The 21,141-nt window shown below is 65.2% G+C and carries 12 protein-coding genes; 5 read left to right on the plus strand and 7 right to left on the minus strand.

What is annotated here, in order from left to right; all coding sequences use genetic code 11:
- Positions 1-43 precede the first annotated feature (43 nt).
- The 3 genes from eda to ACXYMO_RS12915 form a co-directional block, all read right to left on the minus strand.
- A complete protein-coding gene (gene eda, locus ACXYMO_RS12905) occupies positions 44-694 on the minus strand; it encodes a bifunctional 4-hydroxy-2-oxoglutarate aldolase/2-dehydro-3-deoxy-phosphogluconate aldolase (protein ID WP_458879126.1) in 651 nt (216 codons plus the stop codon).
- Positions 695-698: 4 nt separating this feature from the next.
- Positions 699-2,507, minus strand: a complete 1,809-nt coding sequence (edd, locus tag ACXYMO_RS12910; RefSeq protein WP_458879127.1) for a phosphogluconate dehydratase — start codon at positions 2,505-2,507, stop codon at positions 699-701.
- A 97-nt stretch (positions 2,508-2,604) separates the two neighbouring features.
- Positions 2,605-3,186 carry a DUF1285 domain-containing protein gene (locus ACXYMO_RS12915; RefSeq protein ID WP_458879128.1) on the minus strand — a complete coding sequence of 194 codons (582 nt, stop codon included), beginning with the start codon at positions 3,184-3,186 and terminating at the stop codon, positions 2,605-2,607.
- A gap of 70 nt (positions 3,187-3,256) precedes the next feature.
- Between ACXYMO_RS12915 and ACXYMO_RS12920 the strand changes: the two genes are divergently transcribed.
- Genes ACXYMO_RS12920 through ACXYMO_RS12935 form a run of 4 tightly spaced genes read left to right on the plus strand, consistent with a single transcriptional unit; the run spans position 3,257 to position 9,952 of the window.
- Complete coding sequence (locus ACXYMO_RS12920; RefSeq protein ID WP_458879130.1) at positions 3,257-4,264, plus strand: AAA family ATPase; 1,008 nt, start codon at positions 3,257-3,259, stop codon at positions 4,262-4,264.
- Positions 4,261-5,136, plus strand: a complete 876-nt coding sequence (locus ACXYMO_RS12925) for a DUF58 domain-containing protein (RefSeq protein ID WP_458879131.1) — start codon at positions 4,261-4,263, stop codon at positions 5,134-5,136. Before ACXYMO_RS12920 ends, ACXYMO_RS12925 begins: the two co-directional genes overlap by 4 nt.
- On the plus strand, positions 5,133-7,910 hold the full coding sequence (locus tag ACXYMO_RS12930; protein WP_458879132.1) for a DUF4159 domain-containing protein: 2,778 nt from the start codon (positions 5,133-5,135) through the stop codon (positions 7,908-7,910). Before ACXYMO_RS12925 ends, ACXYMO_RS12930 begins: the two co-directional genes overlap by 4 nt.
- Positions 7,907-9,952, plus strand: coding sequence for a hypothetical protein (locus ACXYMO_RS12935; protein ID WP_458879133.1), 2,046 nt, complete (start codon positions 7,907-7,909; stop codon positions 9,950-9,952). Before ACXYMO_RS12930 ends, ACXYMO_RS12935 begins: the two co-directional genes overlap by 4 nt.
- On the opposite strand, the gene pbpC is transcribed toward ACXYMO_RS12935, so the two are convergent.
- The 3 genes from pbpC to ACXYMO_RS12950 are packed head-to-tail and all read right to left on the minus strand — an operon-like array spanning position 9,949 to position 17,970.
- Positions 9,949-11,991 carry a penicillin-binding protein 1C gene (gene pbpC / locus ACXYMO_RS12940; RefSeq protein WP_458879134.1) on the minus strand — a complete coding sequence of 681 codons (2,043 nt, stop codon included), beginning with the start codon at positions 11,989-11,991 and terminating at the stop codon, positions 9,949-9,951. The genes ACXYMO_RS12935 and pbpC overlap by 4 nt on opposite strands.
- On the minus strand, positions 11,984-12,538 hold the full coding sequence (locus ACXYMO_RS12945; protein WP_458879135.1) for a putative glycolipid-binding domain-containing protein: 555 nt from the start codon (positions 12,536-12,538) through the stop codon (positions 11,984-11,986). Before ACXYMO_RS12945 ends, pbpC begins: the two co-directional genes overlap by 8 nt.
- On the minus strand, positions 12,535-17,970 hold the full coding sequence (locus tag ACXYMO_RS12950) for an alpha-2-macroglobulin family protein (protein ID WP_458879136.1): 5,436 nt from the start codon (positions 17,968-17,970) through the stop codon (positions 12,535-12,537). Before ACXYMO_RS12950 ends, ACXYMO_RS12945 begins: the two co-directional genes overlap by 4 nt.
- 154 nt (positions 17,971-18,124) lie before the next feature.
- On the opposite strand from ACXYMO_RS12950, the gene ACXYMO_RS12955 reads away from it, so the two are divergent.
- A complete protein-coding gene (locus ACXYMO_RS12955) occupies positions 18,125-20,380 on the plus strand; it encodes a response regulator (protein ID WP_458879137.1) in 2,256 nt (751 codons plus the stop codon).
- Here the strand turns inward: ACXYMO_RS12955 and yaaA are convergent.
- A complete protein-coding gene (yaaA, locus tag ACXYMO_RS12960; RefSeq protein ID WP_458879138.1) occupies positions 20,368-21,138 on the minus strand; it encodes a peroxide stress protein YaaA in 771 nt (256 codons plus the stop codon). The genes ACXYMO_RS12955 and yaaA overlap by 13 nt on opposite strands.
- Positions 21,139-21,141 lie beyond the last annotated feature (3 nt).

The following is a 21,141-nucleotide window of genomic DNA, read 5'->3' on the forward strand; positions in this document are numbered from 1 at the left end:
TTTGCGCGCCGGTTTCCAGAGGGGTGTGACCGAATATCGCCGCTCAGGCCGGTTTCAACCGGCTGGCCTCGCGGGCGAGGGTTTCGATCTTGTCCCAGTCGCCAGCCTCGGCCAGGGCGGTCGGGGCGACCCAGCTGCCGCCGGCACACAGCACGTTATCAAGCGCCAGATAGGTCGGGGCGTTTTGCGGCGTCACGCCGCCGGTGGGACAAAAGGTGATCTGGGGCAATGGGGCGCCAATGGCCTTGAGCGCGGGCGCGCCGCCCGATGCCTCGGCCGGGAAGAACTTCATCATGTCATAGCCGCGCGCCAGCAATTGCATCGCCTCGGTCGCTGTGGCGGCCCCGGGGAGGAGCGGCAGGCGTTCGGCCTCGCAAGCGGCGAGCAGTTCATCGGTTGCACCCGGCGAGACACCGAATTTCGCACCTGCCTGTTTCGCGGCGCGCACGTCGTCTGGCGTAACCAGTGTCCCGGCCCCGACAACGCCGCCCGGCACCTCGGCCATTGCGCGGATCACGTCGAGCGCCACAGGCGTGCGCAGGGTCACCTCAAGCGCGGGCAGACCGCCGGCGACCAGCGCCTCGGCCATCGGGCGGGCGTGGGACAGGTCCTTGATCACAAGGACCGGCACGATGGGCGCCATGGCGCAGATATCGCGGGTCTGGCGGCTGGCGTCGCGGGCGGAAAGGGTCATGGCATCAGCCTCCGAAAATGGTTGCGCCGGAATCGGCCGAGCCGACCGCACGGCGGAAAACAGCAAACAGTTCGCGCCCGACACCGGTTTCATTGGCCGACAGGTCCGGCCGGACCGCTGTGCGTTTTTCCACATCCGGCGTCAGAATGTCGAGCGTCCCGGCAACCGCATCAACCCGCAGCAGGTCACCGTCCTGAAGACGGGCGATGGGACCGCCATCCAGAGCCTCGGGGCACACGTGGATTGCGGCAGGCACCTTGCCGGACGCGCCGGACATGCGCCCGTCGGTCACCAGCGCCACGTTCAGGCCGCGCCCCTGCAGGACGGCCAGAACCGGCGTCAGGCTGTGCAGTTCGGGCATTCCGTTGGCCTTGGGCCCCTGAAAGCGGACCACGACGATCACGTCCTCGGTGAACTCACCGGCGCGAAACGCCTCTTTCACAGCGTCCTGATCGTGGAACACACGCACGGGCGCCTCGACCACCTGATGATCGGGCGCGACGGCAGACACCTTCATGACCCCGGTGCCCAGCGTACCGGTCAACCGCTTCAACCCGCCGGTGGACTGGAACGGGTCGCTGGCGGGGCGCAGGATCCTGTCGTTCAGACTGGTGCCCGCACCGGGGTGCCAGCTCAGCTTGCCCCCCGTAATTTTCGGTTCGGAAGTGTAATGCGACAGCCCCTTGCCTGCGACGGTGTTGGTGTCGTCATGCAGTAGGCCCGCGCCCAGCAGATCGCCGATCAGATACCCAAGGCCGCCAGCGGCGTGGAAATGGTTCACGTCCGCAAGACCGTTGGGATAGACCCGCGCCATCAGCGGCGTGACATCCGAAATTTCAGAGAAATCATGCCAGTCCAGCAGGATGCCCCCGGCACGGGCCATGGCGACAAGGTGGATCAGCAGGTTGGTCGACCCGCCCGTGGCGTTCAGCCCGACAATGCCATTCACAAAGGCGCGTTCATCGAGGATGTCGCAAACCGGGGTATAGGCATTGCCCAACGCGCTGAGCGACAGGGCACGCCGCGCGCCTTCCTTGGTCAGTTCGTCGCGCAGGTCGGTGTTCGGGGTGACAAAGCTGGACCCCGGCAGGTGCAGGCCCATGAACTCCATCAGCATCTGGTTGGTGTTGGCGGTGCCGTAAAAGGTACAGGTGCCAGGGCCGTGATAAGCGGCCATTTCGGCGGCCATCAGTTCGTCCCGGCCAATTTCACCGGCGGCGAATTTCTGGCGCACCTTGGCCTTTTCATCGTTGCTGATGCCGCTGGTCATCGGACCGGCAGGCAGGAACACAATGGGCAGATGACCAAAGGTTTGCGCCGCGATGACAAGACCCGGAACGATCTTGTCACAAACGCCCAGGAACACGGCCGCGTCAAAGGTGTTGTGCGACAGGGCAATGCCGGCGGCCAGGGCGATGGTGTCGCGGGAAAACAGGCTCAGCTCCATTCCGGCCTCGCCCTGGGTGACGCCATCGCACATGGCCGGAACGCCGCCCGCCACCTGCGCGGTGCCGCCCACGTCGCGGACGGCGTGACGGATCAGATCGGGAAAGCGTTCGAACGGCTGATGCGCCGACAGCATATCATTATAGCTGGTCACGATGCCAAGGTTGCCCGCGGTGCCCCGGGCCAGGCGGTCCTGATCGGGCCCGGCGGCGGCAAAGGCGTGGGCCTGTCCGCTGCAGGACAGATGCGCGCGCGCCGGACCGTCGCCATGGGCCGCCTTCATGCGGGCCAGATAGTCCTGCCGCGTACTCTGGCTCCGTTCGATGATGCGGTCGGTGACGCGGGCAATTGTGCTGTTCAAGGTCATATCGGGCCCTCGGGCTGGTGAGCATGCGAACTGTTAGCGCTAACAATCATAATCCGCTCGCGAAATCAACACCTGATCCCGAACAGTGGCAAAATGCTCAGGCGTCGGCCAGGTCCTCGGATGGGATCATCGGAAAGAACCGGCCTGACGACCAGAGGCCGAACCATCCATCGTGATGGGTGCCGATATCCACCAACCGGTAAAAGCTTTTGCGATCGATCAGCGCCTCAAGGTCGGCGCGAATGTGCACATAGGGCGACGGTTCGCCAGTGTCGGGGTCACGCTCGACCCGGATCGGGTGGTCGGGGCCGGCAACAGCCGTGTCGCCCACGTTGGTGGTAAAGGTCAGAACCTGATCCGCCCCCTCGCCAGAGATTTCAAAGTCGATGGCCACGAACGGTGCGTCATCAACCGTGATCCCGACCTTTTCGACCGGCGTGACCAGAAAATATTTGTCGCCTTCCTTTTTCAGGATGGTCGAAAACAGGCGGACAAGTTCGGGCCGCCCGATGGGGGTGCCAAGATAGAACCACGTCCCGTCACGGGCGATACGCATATCCAGATCACCGCAGAAGGGCGGGTTCCACAGGTGGACCGGCGGCAATCCGCGCGATTTGGCTGCTTTAATTGACGCCGCAATGCCGTCGGCAGATGGGATAACAGCTTTTTGTCCGCTCATTGCTTTTGCCATTTCCTCTCGGCGCGATACACTCTTAGACAATGAATATACGTCCGCTGAAAGGAATGTCATGTCGGATCCCGCAGATTTGGTCCTGGAAATCGAAGCGCTGGAGGCCAAACTTGCCCAGGCGAAACAGTCGATCACCCGTCGGTTCATCGGTCAGGAACGGGTGGTCGACCTGACGCTGACCGCCCTTTTGTGTGGCGGTCACGCATTGTTGATCGGCCTTCCGGGTCTGGGCAAGACACGCCTGGTGGAAACCCTGTCGACGGTGATGGGCCTGCAGGGCAACCGCATCCAGTTCACGCCTGACCTGATGCCCGCCGATATTCTGGGGTCCGAGGTTCTGGACACCGCCGCCGACGGCACGCGCAATTTCCGGTTCGTGCCGGGGCCGATCTTTTGCGAATTGCTGATGGCGGATGAAATCAACCGCGCCAGCCCGCGGACCCAATCGGCCTTGCTGCAAGCGATGCAGGAACGCGAGGTCACCGTTGCGGGCGAAACCCGCCAACTGGGCGCGGCATTTCATGTGCTGGCGACGCAAAACCCCATCGAACAGGAGGGCACCTATCCCCTGCCCGAGGCGCAGTTGGACCGGTTCCTTGTTCAGATCGACGTAAATTACCCGGACCGCGACACCGAGCGGGACATCCTGCTGGCCACAACCGGGGTGAGCGAGGAAACCTCGAACCAGGTGTTCACGCGCGATGAATTGCTCACGGCGCAGACCCTGTTGCGACGCATGCCGGTTGGGGAGTCGGTTGTCGAGATGATCCTGGATCTCGTGCGCGCCTTCCGCCCCGAAGACCCCGAAGCATCCGAGCGGGTCCGCGAAACAGTGGCCTGGGGTCCCGGACCGCGGGCGGCGCAGGCGCTGATGTTGACGGTGCGCGCGCGTGCTTTGCTGCAGGGGCGTCTGGCCCCGAATGTCGAGGATGTGATCGATATGGCCCGCCCGGTTCTGAGCCACCGGATGGCGCTGAACTTTGCCGCGCGGGCACGGGGCGATGATCTGGCCGAGCTGATCGAATCGACCGCAACCGCGCTGACCCGGACCGAGGCCGCCGCGTGACCCCATCCTTCGCCCTCCGGGAACGGTCCGAAACCGAGGCCAGCCGGCTGCCGCCCCTTTTGGCGCGGGCCGAGCATCTGGCCGGCACCGTTCTGTTGGGCGAACACGGGCGAAGGCGCGCGGGGCTGGGGGATGACTTCTGGCAATACCGCCCGGCTCAGCCGGGCGACAGCCGCCGCATGATAGACTATCGCCGGTCGGCGCGAGGCGATCAGCAATTCGTGCGGGAGCGGGAATGGCAGATCGCGCAATCGGTCATGCTTTGGGTCGATCAGGGCGCGTCGATGCGGTTTTCTTCGGATCCGAACCTGCCCAGCAAAGTCGACCGCGCCCGTGTTCTGGCGCTGGCCGTTGCCATCCTTCTGGTGCGCGGCGGCGAACGGGTCGGCCTGACCGGAACCACGCTCCCCCCCCGGCGCGGCAATGCGCAGATCATGCGGTTGGCCGAAAATTTCACCGTAGACGACACGCAGGATTACGCGCCGCCCGAACACCGGGCGATGATTCCGCATGCGCGGGCCGTGTTCATCTCAGATTTCCTGGGGGACATGGAAGAGGTCCGTCTTGCGCTGACCAAGGCGGCCGACCGCGGCGTGCGCGGTGTCGTGTTGCAGATTCTGGATCCCAGCGAGGAACAGTTCCCGTTCTCCGGGCGCACCATCTTCGAAAGCATCGGCGGCACGCTGAGCCATGAAACCCTGAAAGCCGGCGATCTGCGCCAGCGCTACCTGGACCGGCTGGCCGCGCGGCGCGACGAATTGCGACAGCTGTGCAGCGTCACAGGCTGGCGGTTTGGTCTGCATCACACCGGTGAAAGCGCGCAATCGGCCCTGTTGTGGCTCTATCGCGCGCTGGATGGGGGCACGTCATGACTGTTCTCGGGGGTCTTGGGTTTGCCTCGCCCTGGCTGCTGCTGGGGCTGATCGCCCTGCCCATTCTGTGGATCATCCTGCGGGCCGTGCCGCCCGCGCCGATCCGCCGCCGGTTTCCCGGCGTGGCGCTGTTGCTGGGGCTGAAAGACGACGAAAGCGTATCGGACCGCACGCCCTGGTGGTTGCTGCTGCTGAGGATGCTGGCGGTCGCGGCGATGATCATTGGCTTGGCCGGTCCGGTTCTGAACCCCAATCAGCAACGCACGGGCAACGGGCCTCTGCTGATCCTCCTCGACGCAAGCTGGGCTGGGGCGGCGCAATGGGGCGCAAAGATCGACCTGATCGACGCGCAACTGGCCGACGCCGGACGCGCCGGGCGCCCGGTTGCGATTGTCCGGCTAAGCGCGCCCGAAGCGCCCGTGTTCCAGTCCGCCGACGTCTGGCGCAACCGTCTTGCCGGACTGCTGCCGGCGCCCTGGTCGCCAACCGGCGCACAGATCGACGTCGCCCGCATCGCTTTGGCCGAAGTGGAGATCGGGTTTGACACCCATTGGTTCAGCGACGGCCTGACCTTTCCCGAACATGCCGCCCTGACCGCCGATTTGCAGGATGCGGGCGCATTGCGCGTCTATCGAAGCAGCGGCACGGTTCTGGGTCTGACGCCCGCCCATTTCGAAGATGGGGCCATTCAGCTAACCGCGCAGCAATCGACCCCCGGCCCCGAGCGGGAAATCGCGATCCTGGCGCAGGGGCGCGACCCCGCAGGCACGCCGCGCACGCTGGCGCGCGTCACTGCGACCTTTGGTGAGGACGACACAAACGCCACCACCGCCTTGTCGGTTCCCGCGGAACTGCGCGCGCGGATCACCCGGTTCGAAATTGCGGGCCAAAAATCAGCCGGGGCGCTCAGCCTGACCGACGATGCCCTGCGCCGCCGCGAGGTTGCGTTGATCGCGGGCCGTGAGGACCGCGAGGGGCTGGAGCTGTTGTCACCGCTGCATTACCTGCATCAGGCGCTGATCCCATCTGCGGATCTCTTGGATGGGTCCCTGCTGGACCTGTTGCCCGCGAACCCGGATGTGGTGGTTCTGGCCGATGTGGCGACCCTGTCACAGGCCGAAGAGGCCGCGCTGACCGAATGGATCGAAAAGGGCGGCATGCTGTTGCGCTTTGCCGGGCCGCGTCTGGCCGCCAGCGACGTCAGCCGCACGGATGAACATCCGCTGATGCCCGTACGCCTGCGCGCGGGCGGGCGCAGCGTGGGCGGCGCGATGAGCTGGGGAGAGCCCAAGGCCCTGGCGCCCTTCACCGAAGAGTCGCCCTTTTTCGGGCTGCGCCTTGCGCCGGACGTGACCGTATCGGCCCAGGTGATGGCCCAGCCCGATCCGACCCTGGCCGACCGCGTGATTGCATCGCTGAACGATGGCACGCCTCTGGTGACCCGCAAGCCGCTGGGACAGGGGCAGGTCGTTCTGTTCCACGTCACCGCCAATGCGGAGTGGTCATCGCTGCCGCTGTCAGGCCTTTTTGTCGAGATGCTTGAACGGCTGGCGGTCTCAACCTCGTCCAAGGCGCCTGCGGCGGCCGATCTGGAAGGCACCACATGGACCCCTGTTCAGGTAATGGACGGGTTCGGCACCCTAAGCGATGCCAGCACCCTGCCCGGTGTTGACGGCCCCGATCTGGCCGAGGCCCCGGCCGGGCCCGATCTGCGCCCCGGGTTGTACCGGAGCGGCGACCGGCGGTTGGCCCGCAACGTTCTGACCGCCGAGTCCGAACTGACCCCGGCCAGCTGGCCCGCTGGCGTCCCGATCGAGGGGCTGAGCGTGACCGCGGAAACGCCACTGGGGGGCTGGTTGCTGAGCCTTGCGCTGGTGTTGCTGGTGCTGGATGTGATCGCCTCGCTGGCGCTATCGGGCCGGTTGCTGCGGTCCGCAAGCCGGGCGGCGGCGGTTCTGGCGGCGCTGATGGTGCTGACGCCTTCGCCCCGGGCCGAGGCACAGGACACCTCGGTCACCGAGGACCGCGCCCTTGCCGCCACATCCGAACTGGTGCTGGCCCATGTCCTGACCGGGAATGCCCGCGTCGATGACACCGCCTTCGCGGGGCTGCGCGGCTTGTCGGATACGTTGTTCTTTCGAACCTCCGTCGAACCGGCCACGCCCATGGGTATTGATCTTGAGCGGGACGAACTGGCGTTTTTCCCGATGCTCTACTGGCCTGTGACCCCGGATCAGCCGCAGCCCTCGGCCGAGGCCTATGCCCGGCTGAACGCCTATCTGCGCTCGGGCGGGATGATCCTGTTTGATACGCGCGATGCCGACATTGCCCAGTTCGGCGCTGCAAGTCCGAATGGCCGCAAGCTGCGCCAGTTGGCGGCACCGCTGGACATCCCGCCGCTGGAACCGCTGCCCAAGGACCATGTTCTGACACGCACATTTTACCTGCTTCAGGATTTCCCGGGCCGTCACACCGCGCGCGATGTCTGGGTCGAGGCCGCACCCCCGGATGCCGAGCAGATCGAGGGCATGCCGTTCCGCAACCTGAATGACGGGGTGACGCCGGTGGTGATCGGCGGCAACGACTGGGCATCAGCCTGGGCCGTGGACAATGACGGTTTGCCGCTGTTGCCGGTGGGGCGCGGGTATTCCGGCGAACGCCAGCGCGAGCTGGCCTATCGCTTTGGCGTCAATCTGGTCATGCATGTGCTGACCGGCAATTACAAATCCGATCAGGTCCATGTGCCTGCTCTGCTGGACAGGTTGGGCCAATGACCGGAACCGTCATATTCGATCCGCTGATCGCATGGCCGCTGTTGATCGCCCTGGCCGCAATATCGCTGGCGGCCGTGATCCTTGCTGTGTGGCGCGGGCTGTCGGGCTGGGCATTGCGGGGGCTGGCCGCCCTTGTGGTTCTGGCTGCGCTGGCCGGGCCGGTCTACCAGACCGAGGATCGCAAACCGCTGACGGATATCGTCGTTCTGCTTGAGGACGAAAGCGCCAGCCAGGGCCTGAGCGACCGCCCGACCCAGATGAGCGAGGCGCTCGATGCGCTGACCCGCGACCTGGCGGGCCGTGACAATACCGAGGTCCGCAGCGTCACCGTGCCCGATGGCGAGGGTGATGCGGGAACCCAGATGATGGTCGCCCTGAACGAGGTTCTAGCCGAAGAACCCAGCGCCCGGATCGCCGGGATCATCGCGCTGAGCGACGGGCGGGTGCATGACATGGACCGTGCGCCGGACCTGCCTGCACCGATGCACCTGCTGATGACCGGGCGCGAGACCGATTGGGACCGCCGGCTGATCGTGCGCAACGCCCCGGCGTTTGCCATTATCGACGAACCCATCACCCTGACCCTGCGGATCGAAGACAGCGGCGCGGTGCCCGGCAACGTGGCCGAGGCGACCCTGCAGATCTCGATCGACGGCGGCGAACCACAGGAATACCAGGTGCCGATCGGACAGGACATCGAATTGCCGGTGACGCTGCCTCACGGCGGGCGCAATGTGCTCCAGTTCACCGTGCCCGAGGCCGAGGGCGAAATCACCGAACGCAACAATACCGCGCTGATCCAGATGAACGGCGTGCGCGACCGTCTGCGGGTTCTGCTGGTGTCGGGGGAACCGCATCCGGGCGGGCGGACATGGCGCAACCTGTTGAAATCCGACAGTTCGGTTGACCTTGTGCATTTCACCATTCTGCGCCCGCCTGAAAAACAGGACGGTGTGCCGGTTGGCGAACTTTCCCTGATCGCCTTTCCCACGCGCGAACTGTTTCTGGAAAAGATCGAAGATTTCGATCTGATCATTTTCGACCGATACAAGCGCCGCGGCATCCTTCCGGCGATCTACCTGGACAATGTTGCGAAATACGTCGCCGAAGGCGGGGCGGTTCTGGTTGCTGCGGGGCCGGATTTTGCCAGTGCCGACAGTATCTATCGCTCGCCCCTTGCGCCGATCCTTCCGGCCCAGCCCACCGCGCGGGTGATCGAGGAACGGTATCGCCCGCAGGTGACCGATCTGGGCGCGCGCCACCCGGTCACGGCCGACCTGCAGGAGGCCGACACTTGGGGGTCATGGCTGCGCCAGATCGAGGTTGCCCCGCAATCCGGGTCGGTTGTCATGACCGGGGTCGAGGACAGCCCGCTGCTGGTTCTGGATCGCGTGGGCGAGGGCCGCGTTGCCCTGTTGGCATCGGATCACGCCTGGCTGTGGAACCGGGGATATGAAGGCGGCGGACCGCAGCTGGAGCTGCTGCGCCGCTTGGCCCACTGGATGATGAAGGAACCCGAGCTTGAGGAAGAGGCGCTTTGGGCCGAGGTGACCGCCGGGCAGACCATGCGCATCATCCGCCGTACGCTTGAGGACGACATCGGTGCGGTGACCATCACACGCCCTGATGGCAGCACGGAAAACATCGATCTGGACGAGGTCACCCCCGGCCGGTTCGAGGCGCTGTACGAGGGCGCGGACATTGGCCTCTATCGCCTGAAGGAAGGCGATCACGAGACGGTCGTCGGCCTTGGCCCCGCCGCCCCGCGCGAATTCGAACAGACCATCGCAACCGGAGATCTGGTCGCGCCCGTGATTGCGCCCCTGCGCGGCGGCGTGTTCCGTCTGGAAAACGGGGTGCCCGACATTCGCACCGTGCGCGCCGGGCGACCGGCCTCGGGGCGCGGCTGGATCGGCCTGACCCCGCGTGACGCTTATGAGACGCGCGACGTGACGCAAACGGCGCTGTTGCCGCCGTGGCTTGTCCTGTTGCTGGCGGCGATGCTGATCGTCGGCGGGTGGCTGCGCGAAGGGCGGCGTTAATCCAGCCGCACCGTGGCGCGGGCCGATTGCCCGTTGCGATCCAGAACCACAAACGTCGAGAACCCGGTGCCCGGGCGCGGGATGTCAAACTCGCGCCGGTGCTGCCCCGTGGTCAGGGGCCTGCCATTTGCCAGAACCGAAAACGGCGCCTGCCCGCCACGCAGTTTCAGCGTGACGGCCCCGTCGCCCGCCGACAGGCGCGCGCCATCGGGCGGAAAGGTCAGTTCGATCCCGGGGGAACCCGTTGCCGCCGCCCCACGCGGGCGGAACCGCCGCAGCGGTTGTGGCAGCTCGGCGGCGCTGACGATAAGGGTCTCCGGCGGTGGCGGCGGCAGGCGATCAAACGCGGGTTTAAGCAGGCCGAACGCCTGAAACAGGACCGGTGCTGCCAGATCGCCGCCAAAGGCACCGGGCACAGGCGTACCATCGGCGCGCCCCATCCAGACACCGATCACGTTCCGCCCGTCAAAGCCAATGGCCCAGGCATCGCGGTGCCCATAGGACGTGCCGGTTTTATAGGCAAGCGCGTCGCGCGGTGCACCGGGCGGCGGGGCGAGGCCGGACAGGATATTGCCAACCTGCCAGGCGGCGCTGGGGGCCATCAGGCGGGCCCGATCCATGGGGGTGTCAGAGACGCGCGCACGCAGAACAGGCCCCTGCCCGCCCTGCGCCAGACCAGCATAGACCTGCACCAGATCGGTCAGGGTCAGGCCCAGGCCGCCCAGGGAAATCGCCAGACCCGGCTTGCCCCCTGGCAGGGACACCTGCGCCCCGGAGCGGCGCAGCGCGTCCAGAACCCGCGCAGGCCCCAGCGCCTCGGTCAGTTTGACGACGGGAATGTTCAGCGATTGTTGAAGGGCGTCACGCAGCCGGATATCGCCGCGAAACCGGCCGTCGAAGTTCTGCGGCGCATAGCGGCCGAAACTGGTCGGGCCATCATGGATCCGCGTTTCGGGATGGGCGAGACCCTGATCGAAAGCCAGCCCATAGATCACCGGTTTCAGCAGCGAACCGGGCGATCGGACGGCGTGTGTCATGTCGACAAACCCCTGCCGGTCCTGCGCGCCGGAATACCCGGGCGAGCCCACGGAGGCGAGAATTTCGCCGGTCCGGTGATCGGCCACAACCAGTGCCGTGGACAGCTGCGGCCCGGCGGCGCGGGCGGCCTGGCTGGCCAGCCGCTCCATGCGGGTCTGGATATCGGCGTCCAGCGTCAGATCATGACGCGGTTCGCCCGGGCCTTGGGCGCGGACGCGGTCGGCCAGATGCGCGGCCAGTTGCGGAAAGGCGCGCAGTCGGGAGGGCACGGTGGCACGCATCGCCGCCACGGCGGTCGCACGGTCCAGCATTTCGTGGGTCATCAACCGCCCCAGCACCCGGTCGCGCGCGGCGCGGGCCGCATCCGGATGCCGGTCGGGGCGCCGGGTTTCGGGTGACTGGGGCAGCGCCACCAACAGCGCGGCCTGCGCGGCGGTCAGCCGGGCAGGTTCCTTGCCGAACCATGCAAAGGTTGCCGCGCGCACCCCTTCGAGGTTCGCACCGAACGGCGCATGGGTCAGGTAGAGTTGCAGAATTTGCGATTTGTCCAAGCGCCGCTCAAGCGCCAGCGCCACACGCATCTGGCGCAGCTTTCCCGCCCAGCGCCCTGTTGTGCCATCCTCAAGCAATCGGGCCACCTGCATGGTCAGGGTCGACCCGCCCGACACATGCCCGCCATGCCAGAGCGCCTGTGACCCGGCCCGCAACAGCGCAAGCGGATCGACACCACCATGACCCCAGAAGCGCTTATCCTCATACCGGATCAGCATGGCGACATAATCGGGATCGACCTGATCGGGGCGGACCGGCAGACGCCAGATGCCGTCACCCACAGGATAGGCCCTGAGCAGGGCGCCATGCCGGTCGCGCACCTCGACCGAGGTTTCCGCCAGGGTCAGCGGCAGATCGGTGGTTTCAACCCATCTGTCAAAGGCGCGGTGCCCAGCCAATGCGAAGCCAACCACAAGAAGACCCAAAAAGACGCGCCGCAGGTCACGCATCGACCCACCCCTTCCACAGGTCGGGATAGTTGGTGACAAACCCCGTTTCATGAACAGTCAGGCGAGCGGAAAAATTATCAGACGCATAGTCGACATGGCTCGCGTCGCACCGGGAATAGGTCTGGTTCATAGGGTGCAGGGCCGACAGGTCCGGCACCAGCCACGCGGCGCTGAGCGTGATCGGCCGATCCACCGGACACCGCCGCAAAGGCAGCAGGTTTGTTGCAGGGGTAAAGCTGAGGTCGAGGTCGACACAAGGCCCGGTGCCGGGTTGCAGCCTGTCGTTCATTTCCCATCCCTGCGGGGTGTGGATCAGCCGCAGGCCAATATCATTGCCCGCGCAGGTGCCGGCCACATCGGCAGAGAGCGCCGCCCAGGTTTCATCGCACCGTATCGCATAGCTGAGGTTTGCACCGCCCGCCTGCTGCCAGGCGGCCTGACCGCTGAGCAGCCAGCCGTGATCGGCATGGCTGAGCGTGCAGCGGTCCGTGCCGTCGTGGTCCAGTCGCCGCCAATGGGCGGTGGCGATGATCGCGCCCTTGGTCATGGGGTCACGACCATGCGCCCGGTCGCGGTACGCGCACGGTACCGGGGGCGATACATATCCTCGACCGAGGCGGCCGGGTGATGAAAATTGCCCGGCGTCACGGCCCGCGCGATATAGGCAAGCGTCACCTGTTTTGTCCCGCGCAGATCAACCGCCGCAAGAAACCGGTCACTGCGGAATTCGGCATGGGTCGCCTCGGACGGGGACAGCCAGTCAAGCGCGCCGATGTCACCAGAGCGCAGCAGATTGGGATTGTCGATTTCGACCCCGGCGGGCAGCGGATCGTCGATCATCAACCGCGCCTCGGCCCGTTCGAACGGGCGCACCCGCAGGACGGTGACAAAGCGTTCACCGGTCTTGAAACTGCGCCGATCAATCGGTTGCCCATCCATCGCGTAATAGGCCCGCTCAATCGCGTATCCGGTCCCGCCCGCCTCGGGCGCCACCTCGGGCACGCCCATGGTGGTGAGGGTAATATCGGTGGATTGCCCGTCTGCGGCGGCAATGGTCAGCCCTGTTGTCGGTGTCGCGTTGTCCAGCACTTGGACGAAGGGACCCGCCACCGGCGCGCCATTGACTATCAGCCCCGATTGTTCGGGGGTCCTGATCAGCGCCCGCGCCGCCAACAGGGACCATGCGGCCTCTTGCGTGGACAAGCGGCCGGTTGCGCGGGTGATCCGCTCGCTCAGATGATCGGCGTTGATGGCCGTGCTGCCCGCCTCGGTCGCCAGGGCCAGAACGGCGGCCGCGTCGCGCTGATTGGTGCCGTAATCGGCGCGCCAGAGGGCCGGCTCGCCATTATGGGCCGCAATCATCCGGGCCGCGCGGGCAAACATCGCATCGGCGCGCGTCTGGTCGCCATAGGAGGCCAGCGCCGCGCCCAATTGGGCCGCCGCCAGCGGCGTGGCAAAAGCATCGCCTTTGACGTCGACGTAGTAGCGCAGGTCCCCCATGGCCGCCGCCCCTTCGCGAGCAAGCACCATGAGGGCATAGGCGATATCCTCGCCCCCCTTGTCAAAGTCGGTGGCATAGTTGATGCGGTTGCGCAGGTTATCCATCGCCAACCGGAACGGCAGGTCCGGGACATCGAACCCCTCGGCGCGGGCGCGGCTGAGGAAGTCGCTGACATAGGCATCAAGCCAGAAGTCGCCCGATTCCGCCCGCCACAGGCCAAAGGCCCCGTTCGGCGCCTGCCGCGTCAGCACCCGCGCAACGGAGTCGTCGATCCGCTGTTGCACGTCGGGCCCGTCGCCAAGGCCCGACGCTTGCGCCACCGAAGACAGGTAGAGCAGCGGCAGCGCCTGGGACGTCACCTGCTCGGTACAGCCATAAGGGTAACGATCCAGCATACTGAGCAGCCCCGGCGCATCGAACCGCGCCAGCGGACCGGCGGACAGAACCGCCTTGGCCGTGCCGGGGCGCAGATCAGCGAACACGTCGTCGGACAGGGTGAATGTGTTCCCGCCCTCCAGCGAAAACCGGCGCGTTTGGGCGATCACCGGATCATTCGCGCGCACCGGCAGGATCAGCGTTTGGGTCAGGGTCCGCCCGTCGGGTGTGGTCAGTTCCACGTCAAAGGACGGATCGCCGACAAGATCGGCCATCACGGGCACCTCGAACGACGCCTTCCCACCCTTGGTCAGAACGAACTGCGCCGGGGCCTGACCCAGTGCCAGTTCGCTGCCGACATTGGTCAGAGCCAGCGCCATTTCACCCGCAGGCCCATCGGCATGCACGATGTCGAGCCTGATGCGGCTGGTGTCCCCCGACGCGAGGAAACGGGGAACCGTCGCCGTGACGACAACCGGATCGCGCACCAGCATGTCCTGTGCGCCCTGCCCCACGCCCGTTTCGGACCACGCCACCGCCATCAGCCTGACGGTGCCGTTAAAGGCGGGCAGGTCCACATCGACCGTGACCTTGCCGTTTTCGCCCAGTTTCACCGGGCCGCTGAAAACGGCCATCAGGTCCTGTGTGGGGGGCGGCGATTGCATGCGCATGCCGGCGTCATTGTCCCCGCCCGACCGCACCGTGCCCAGCGCGCCGTTCATCCCGTCGATCAGGCGGCCATAGACATCGCGCAGTTCGACGCCCAGCTGACGCTGACCGAAATAATGGCCGGTTGGATCGGGGCTGTCGAAACCGGTGAGGTTCAGAATACCCACATCAACGGCGGCGAGGGTCAGCCAGACATCCTCGCCCGTCGTACCGCCGGTGACGGTCAGCTCGACGGGCTGGGCCTGGCGCGGTTCGGCCACGTCGGGGGCGTCGATTGACACGGTCAGAACCTTGTCGCCGGGATCAACGGCGGCGTGGGCCACCCCGAGGCTGCGCGCCGGGTTCTGGCCCGCGGCCTCGTCCATAGGGCGGAGTACCGTGGCGGTGACATAGGCGCCGGTGCCCCAATCGGCGGTGACGGGAATGGGGATCAGCGTTTCGCCCGGTTGAACCTCGACCTCTTGGCGCGACAGGACACGGTCGGACATGACCGAGATCAGCGCCGTCCCCGCCCCGCGCGGAACGATACGCAGGGTGGCGGTTTCCCCGACACGATAGGCGGGTTTGTCCATCGACATCTCCAGCCGGTCAGGCGTCGCCGACGCATCGGCAGGGGCATACCAGCCAGCATAGAAATCGACCGCCGCAGCGGCATAGGGTCCGTCGAGCCGTTCAACCACCAGTTCATAGCGCCCCCACTCAACCGGCTGCACCAGGGACAAGGGCGCAGTGCCCAGATCGCCCTCGCCCGTGGCGATGCGGGTGCGGCGGGTCGTCGGTTCCCAGTTCCAGTTGCCGTAAAGCCGATACCATTGGTAGCGCGTGACGACACGGTTCAGCGTCCAGCGCACGCGCATGGGTTGGGGGGTCAGATCAGGGGACAGGCCGATGATGTCAAATGCCGCGTCGCTGCCCTCGCTGACGACCTCGTCAAACAGGGGCTTGATACCGATCACATCGGTTGCCGGACGGACGGGCGCGGTGATGCGGCGTTCGACCGGCCGCGCGGCACCGTCGGCGACACGCGCGGTGACCGTGAGTTCCAGCGGCTGACCGGTGGTCGCAGGCGTGGGCAGGGTCAGGGGGATATCCGCCTGTCCCGTTGCATCGGTCCGGGTGCCGCCGAAATTCTGGCCCCGCGGCGCGGCAGGTTCGTCATACCGGCCAAAGCGATAACCGGGCCAATCGGCCAGGGCGGACGCGGCGGCAAGGGTCGCCTCACCCTCGACCGACAGGTCAGCCCCCGGCGCCCCAAAGAGATACCGCGCATCGATGTGCAGGGTCGGGGATTGGCCGATCACGATGGGCGCGTCCGGCAGGGACAGATCGAAATCGATGCGTTCGGGCAGGAAGTCCTCGACCAGAACCGTGGTGCTGGCCAGCGCGGGGGCGTCCGGATCGGTTCTGACCGAGAGGCGCCATGTACCGCGCGGGGCGCTGTTCCCGACGGGGAAGGCAAACACATGCCCCCCCGCATTCCCGCGGCCCGAGACCTTGCGGCTGTATTCCACGCCATCGGGGCGGACCAGCGTTGCAATCAATGGCAGGCCGTCGATGGCGCGGGCCTGTCCGTCGCGCGAAAGGGCGGTGACAAGGATGGTTTCCCCGGCGCGATAGGCCCCGCGATCGGTGGTCATGAACACGTCGACCGGCCCGGCGGCGGGGCGGCCCGCAACACCACGGTCGGACAGATCAAAGGCCGGATCAGTCAGCGACAGAAAGGCGATGTCGCTGTCGCCCTGTTCGGCCAGCACAAGGGCCGGAGCCGCAGCCCCGTTGCCGCGCGTCAACCCCGGTGCGAACAGGGCATGGCCTGTGTCATCCGTCGTGGCGCGCCCCAGCACCGCGTTTGCGCGCGACACCAGCGTGACGTCGATCCCGCCGCGGGGGCGGGCATCGGACAGGCCGCGCACCAGAACATGCAGACCATCGTTGCCCGACATGGTGCTGAGCCCCAGATCGGACAGCACGAACCATTGGGTGGCGCCCGGATCGTCATAGGGATCAGCCCCCGGCACACGGGCGCTGAGCGCATAGATGCCGGCGGGCTGATCGGCTAACGCCTCGCCCAATGGCAGGCGGGTGGTCATGTCGCGGTTCAGTTCGTTCTGCACCTCGGCAGTGCCGGTCCAGACCTCTTGCGCAATGTCACTGGCGAAATTCTGATCCTGCCAGTGCGACAGGGGACGGCCGAAATACCCGTCCTGCACCGCACGCAGCAGGTTGCGGTCGCTGATTCGGCGCAGGCGCAGATCAAGGGTGGTCAGGTTGACCGTTTCCACCGGCAGCGCCGCGTCGGCGGATTTGGGCAGTACGTAAGAGCGGCCCGGAAAGCGGACACTCGGGCTGCGGTCGCGAACGTATTGGGTGATTTCGACGTCCTTGTGCAGGGTCTCGCCATTGGCGGCGGGCAACCCCTTGCGAAAGGTCAGCCGATACCGCCCGCCATGCGCGACCCCGTCGATGCAGAGCTGTTTGCCGTCCGCCTGCACGACCAGCCCCGGATCGGCCATGCGCACGAACGGTTCGTAATCCACCCCCGCCTTGACCAGCGGTTCGGAAAATTGCGCGCAGATGCGTGGCGCGGCCGAGTCACTTTCGACCGTGTTTTCGGTGATGCGGAATCCGTATTTGCCGATTGCCGTTTCCAGCGCGGTTTCGATGTCGACCCGGGGCTGGTTGTCCTGGGCCAGCCGCAGCGCCGGGATCATGTCGCGCCCGCGCCCGGTTTCTTCCAGGGCCTGCGCCAGAACCTCCAGTGCCGTGGCCCGCCCGCCGCCGGATGGCGCGCGCAGATAGCCGTTGATCGCCGCGCTGACCGCACGCCCGCGATAGGCGCGCTGGTCGCTGGACTTGCCGGTCTGGACCCGCAACAGCAACCGGGCATATTCGGTCCAAAGATCGGCCTGGTCGCTCAGCGAGATTGCCGCGCCGATCCAGCGAATCGCGCGCGCCGGGTCCTGTGCCGAGGCACGGGCAGACTCGAGCAGCCATTCAATCTCGAACCCGCCCGCCGGATGACGCAATCCGATATCGCGGCCCAGTGTATGGGCGCGGCGCAGATCACCGTCCTGCAGAAACCCCAGCTGCGCATGCAGGGTCTCTCCCTGCTTCACGATTGCCAGATCAGTGGCGACTTTTTCCGCGGAGAAAGCCCCCTCGTAAGCGGTCCGTTCGGTCACGCCGCGTTTGGGAAAACACGCATTCGAGCGCGTGTTGAAGGTAAAGGCGCTGCATTGCGGGTTCGCCGTACAGGCGCGAACGCAACTGTCCAGATCAGTGTCAAACAGCGCATCGAGATCGGCGCCGTAGAAATCGACATCGCGGGTCACCACGAACCGGAAATCCGGAACAGCGTTTTGTGCAATCGAGAGTGATGGCAGGAGCGCCAGAAAAAGCCCCGTTAGAAACGCCAGTTTGCCAGATCGTGCCATGGTGCCCTCCTGCGGTTTACACACAGGGTGACATGTCGGCCCGGCGCATGGCAACGATTCCCCGGCCCGTTTTTCCTTAAACACTTATTCACCGTGATGGCCGATTGTTGCCCTGAAAGAATGCCCATCCGGGGCCAGATGCGGAGCCGCAGGCATGAGCCTTGCCAACAAACTTGCCGAGGAACGGCGCGCGCGTCTTGCCGCCGAACGCCTGTTGGAACTCAAACAGGCGGAACTGTCGGCGGCGAACCGGAAACTGGGGCGCCATGCGCTGGCCCTGACCAGGCAAATCGGCGAAACCCAGGCCGAGGTCGCCACCGTTCGGGACGAGAATGAAAAGGTCAAATCCGATCTGACGGTCGCCAATGAAAAGATCGAAATCGCCGAACGGCGGTTGTGGCATTCGATCCAGACCATTCAGGACGGGTTCGCGTTTTTCGATGCCGACGGCAAGCTGATCGGCGCGAATACCGCCTATTTCAATGCCTTTGAAGGGCTGGAGGAGATGACACCCGGCGTGTCCTATATGCGCATTCTGCAGATCCTGACGGACGAGGGGCTTATCAACACCGAGGACCTGTCACCCGACGAATGGCGCGCGAAAATGACCAGACGCTGGGTGTCGCCCACCCCTGAACCCACCGTCATCAGGTGGTGGAATGATCAATACATCAAGGTGATCGATCAACGCGGGCATGGCGGTGATGTGGTGTCGCTGGCGCTGAACATCACCGCCACCGTGCGCTATGAGGAAAAGCTGAAGGCCGCGCGCAAGAAGGCCGAAATCGCCAGCCGGGCAAAATCGGCCTTTCTGGCGAACATGAGCCATGAGATCCGCACACCCATGAATGGTGTCGTGGGCATGGCCGAACTGCTCGCCGATACCGAATTGACCGAGGAACAGCGCCTTTACGCCAATACGATCAGGAATTCGGGCGAGGCGCTGTTGGTCATCATCAATGACGTGCTGGATTATTCCAAGATCGAGGCGGAAAAGCTGGTTCTGCATCCCGAGGAGTTCGATCTGGAACGCTGCGTGCATGAAGTTGTCATGCTGCTTCAGCCTGCCGCGCGGGACAAAGGGCTGTCGATCCTTGTCGATTATGATCTGTTTTTGCCTACCCGGTTCGTCGGTGACCCGGGGCGGTTTCGGCAGGTGCTGACCAACCTTGCCGGCAACGCCGTGAAATTCACCATGGAAGGCCACGTTCTGATCCGCGTGACCGGCGTGCCAGACCCCAAGGACGGCAGTTGCGCATTGCATGTGACGGTCGAGGATACCGGGATCGGCATTCCGGCGGACAAGATCGAGCACATCTTTGGTGAGTTCAATCAGGTCGATGATGAACAGAACCGCGAATTCGAAGGCACCGGTCTGGGCCTTGCCATCACCAAGCGGCTGGTCGAGATGATGAAGGGATCGGTCTGGATCGAAAGCGAGGAAGGCAAGGGATCGTGTTTCGGATTCCGCGTGCAACTGTCCCAGGCCGAAGGGGTGCAAACGGATGTGCCCGCTCTGCCTGCGCACCTGCATAGTGTGATGGTGGTCGACGATCTGGCCATCAACCGCGAAGTGTTGCGCAAACAACTTTCTCAACTGGGATTGCAGGTGACCAGTTGCCGGTCGGGCGAACAGGCGCTTGCCACGCTGGACGGGTCGGTCGATCTGGTCATCAGCGATCACAACATGCCGGATATGGACGGTCTGGAACTGGTCGAGGCGATCCGGAGCAACGGCTGGGACACTGTGCCGTTCCTGTTGCTCAGTTCGAACCCGTCCTTTGCCCAGAGTGATCCGTCCGTTCGTCATGTGCAGGGCATATTACAGAAACCTTATCCGCGCCGCGAACTGTTCGCGCGCCTGTCCGAAATCGGCGCGAAAATGGTGCCGGACGGTGAAACCGCCGTAAATCAGAGCAACGACGAGCAGGAGACACGGGACGATGACGCGCAAGCCTTGAGCGAACCGCATGATCTGGCGCTGGAAGATACGCCGCGCCTGATGCGGGTCCTGGCGGCCGAGGACAACAGGACCAACCAGCTTGTGTTCAGCAAGATGGTCAAGGATTTGCAGATCGAACTGCAATTCGCCGGCAACGGGATCGAGGCGGTCGACGCGTTTCAGACGTTTCAGCCCGACATGATTTTCATGGACATTTCCATGCCCAGGATGGACGGCAAGGAAGCCACCCGTGAAATCCGCAATCTTGAGGCCGGAACCGACCGCCACGTGCCCATCATTGCGCTGACGGCCCACGCGATGGCGGGCGATTCAGACGATATTCTGGCCGCGGGTCTGGATCATTTCATGACCAAGCCACTGCGCAAGGCGGCGATCCATGAACAGATCGCCAGCCATTGCCCGGATGCGGTCCTGCCGGTGTTCAGAGAACAGGCTCAGGCCTCGTAGGGGCGCAGGAACACAGGTTTGTCCTCTTCGGACAGGTCGGGGCGGTATGTGTATCCGCCCAGGTCGAAATCGCGCAGCGACACCGGGTCGGTCAGGCGGTTCTGGACGATGAACCGGGCCATTGCGCCGCGTGCCTTTTTGGCGAAAAAGCTGACGATCTTGGGCTGGCCTGCCTTGTCCTCCATGAACACGGGCGTGATGACGCGCAGTTTCAGCGCCTTGGGATCGACTGCGCCGAAATATTCCTGGCTGGCGCAATTGACCAGAACATCGGTGCCGACCTGTTCGGCCTGATCGTTCAACGCCTTGGCGGGCAGGTCGCGCCAGTAGTCATAGAGCGATTTGCCGCGCCGTGTTTTCAGGCGGCTGCCCATTTCCAGGCGATAGGGTTGGATCGAATCAAGCGGGCGCAGGATCCCGTAAAGACCCGACAGGATGCGCAGGTGATCCTGCGCCCAGTCCATTTCCTCCGGGTCCAGCGACCCGGCCTCGAGCCCCATGTAAGTGTCCCCGGCAAAGGCCAGAGCCGCGGGGCGGGTGGCGTCGGCATCGGGGTGATCGCTGAAATCGCGGAACCGGTCGCGGTTCAGGCGCGCCAGATCGGGGCTGATGCTCATCAATTTCTGCAGATCGCCCAGCGTCAGGTTGCGCGCGGTCTTGGCAAGGCGGATCGCATCGTCCTGAAACGCCGGTTCCGTTGGCGTCACATCCCGTTCCGCCCAGTCCAGCCGTTTGGCAGGTGAAATCACAACCAGCATCGC

The organism is Arenibacterium sp. CAU 1754, from assembly GCF_054482635.1.